This is a genomic window from Pseudomonas sp. LP_7_YM (assembly GCF_004364435.1).
GTDB lineage: Bacteria > Pseudomonadota > Gammaproteobacteria > Pseudomonadales > Pseudomonadaceae > Aquipseudomonas.
On the sequence record NZ_SOCT01000033.1, the window covers coordinates 1 to 2362 of the forward strand.

Annotated in this window: 2 protein-coding genes and 2 pseudogenes; 1 reads left to right on the forward strand and 3 read right to left on the reverse strand. The window is 50.1% G+C overall.

Translation table 11 applies throughout. The annotated features are described in order from the left end of the window. Positions 1-213, reverse strand: a pseudogene (locus tag EC915_RS25410) (hypothetical protein); the annotation flags it as partial. 131 nt (positions 214-344) lie between these two features. On the opposite strand from EC915_RS25410, the pseudogene EC915_RS24620 reads away from it, so the two are divergent. Further along, positions 345-1198: pseudogene (locus EC915_RS24620) on the forward strand (IS5 family transposase). 176 nt (positions 1199-1374) lie between these two features. Here the strand turns inward: EC915_RS24620 and EC915_RS24625 are convergent. Next, positions 1375-1860: an SMI1/KNR4 family protein gene (locus EC915_RS24625; RefSeq protein WP_133753058.1), complete on the reverse strand. Its 486-nt coding sequence runs from the start codon at positions 1858-1860 to the stop codon at positions 1375-1377. 3 nt (positions 1861-1863) lie between these two features. Further along, on the reverse strand, positions 1864-2362 hold a 499-nt coding region (locus tag EC915_RS24630; RefSeq protein ID WP_133753059.1), incomplete at its 5' end, for an HNH endonuclease.

A 2362-nucleotide genomic window follows, 5' to 3' on the forward strand; every position in this document is an offset into this window, starting at 1 on the left:
AAGTCATACTCGTGGCGGTGGATCGAGTAAATGCGTGATCGGCTAATAACGAAGTATTGATGCCTGGGTTGTGAATCTGCGAGGTTTTTCAGCTGATAGCGCCAACCCTAACTGCCAGCTCTTGCGGCCCATAGCTTCATAGTCGAAGCAACTGGTGAGTTTGCCTTGGGTACGCAGCACCTCGCGATGCAGTTCATCGCCCTCGATGTCGCTCCCGCTCTCCGTCGCAACATACCGTTCCTCGTCGACTCCTTTCGACAGTATGAGACGGGCTAAATTGCTAGGGTTTGTCTGAAAAGTCGCTTTCGCTAGAATGATGCCCTCTGGTTGCCAGGAGAGCCGTCATGACAGGCCGTTATGAAATTTCATCTGAGCGTTGGGCGATCATTGAAGCCATCGTTTCCCCTCCTCAACACATGGGGCGGCCAAGGCGCGATGATCGTCAGATGCTTGATGGAATTTTTTGGATTTTGTGCTCTGGCGCCAAATGGCGGGATCTTCCAGAACGTTTTGGGCCTTGGAAGACCGTTTACCAGCGCTTCAGGCAATGGCGTGACAACGGCACGTTCGAGCAGGTTCTGCGCCACCTTCATCTTCGTTTGCGAGAAGACGGGTTCATCGATCTGGATACCTGGATGGTCGATTCCACGTCTATCCGGGCCACCCGGGCTGCCAGCGGTGCTGGAAAAAAAGGGGCCCGCAGGAACCGCAACACCACTGTCTCGGCCGAAGCAGGGGCGGACTGACCACCAAAATACACCTCGCCTGCGACAGTCATGGCTTCCCGCTGTCCATCATGCTGTCGCCCGGCGAGCAGGCTGACTCGCGCTACTTCATGCCGTTGCTGGATCAGATCAGCTTGCCTGGCAGCAGGGGTCGCCCGCGCAAGCGTTGCCGTTATGTGCTTGCCGACAAGGGTTATGACAGCCAGGTTATACGTCAGTACTGCGACCGCTACGGCATGCAGCCGGTGATTCCGCTGCGCAAGATGCATCGCAAGCCTTGACGCGGCCTGCCTCGGCTGTTTGACAGGCCTCAGTACAAAAAACGCAACGTTATTGAGCGGGTGTTCAGTTGGCTTAAGGAAAAACGTCGGATCTGTACGCGTTACGACAAACTGGCCAGCAGCTTTAAAGCCATGGTCACACTGGCCTGCATCGAAAGATGCTTGCGGGCTGACTTTTCAGACAAACCCTAGTGTGCAGTCTCAAAATGAAGTTTTTTTGATTACCAGCATTTTCTCTATGAAAATCAGTTGGATATAGGCGCCCGCCGGGAAAGTTTATTTTGAGATAGCACACTAGCTTCGTCGAGAACGGCAGAAAAGCATGTATCTCAACACCACCCCCGGTCGGTGCGATTCATGTGATAAATCTAAAAACCCGCCCCTTCTTCTAGTCCCGCGACAAAATTCTCAAAAGACTGAGCGATCATCCTTTGAACCGCAATTTGATTAGCTACCATGCTCATTTCTTCTCGAAAACTATCAACGGCGTAAAATATTACCGAACCATTGAGCATGTCCAAACAGAAAAAATTTCCGCCATCATCCACCGCGAACGGCAATAGCGTATGTGGAATCACTTGGCGCTCGCACATAACCTTATAGCACCCTTCAACAAATCGCGTATCGAGTGAATTTCCCGCCCCTTCAGTATGTATGGGTTTAAAGTCTACAATTTGCATGGGCTCATATCCATCATCCGTCACAACCCAGCTTCTACTTGGTTCGCCACCATTGAAACTGAGATACAGTTCTGCAAATGCGCGCGGCAATTTAAATCCTACAGCCTTTTCAAGTTTAGTAATATTTGATGAATCAATAGATTTCTCAGAATACATCAACACAAAATTCTTCATTCATTACCCCTGACAATTTGAGGTTGCGGAGCTAGGCGTGCGCCCTTTCAGCCACCCTTTAGATTGCGAAATACCGATTGCGTCTTTACTACCATAAGCCCCCGAGGGCAGCCCGAAATGCTTTTCAAACTGCGCCACGGAGCCCGTGTGAGGAAAGGATGCTTCATGAGCAGATCTTGTCACTAGCTGCATAGTAGATTTACCGGTACCGGGATCGAAATCGTCAAGATGATGCCATGTATATTTTCCTTGCGCCTTGACATCTGTTTCCTTCAATCCAGCTTGTTTATAAGCTTCAGTGAAATCACGCCCTCTGGATCCTTGCATTTCAATTGTCACAATATTTTTTTGATTCCCATACACCGGAAACAGCTCGTCTGAACCTTTAAAATTGACACTTTTGAATGCCCAACCCCATGGATCAACCCACGCCGTTGGGTTCGGAACGTACCGATAAAGGTTCATCCCCCCATCAAGTCCAATCGGATCCTGCGTAATAAAC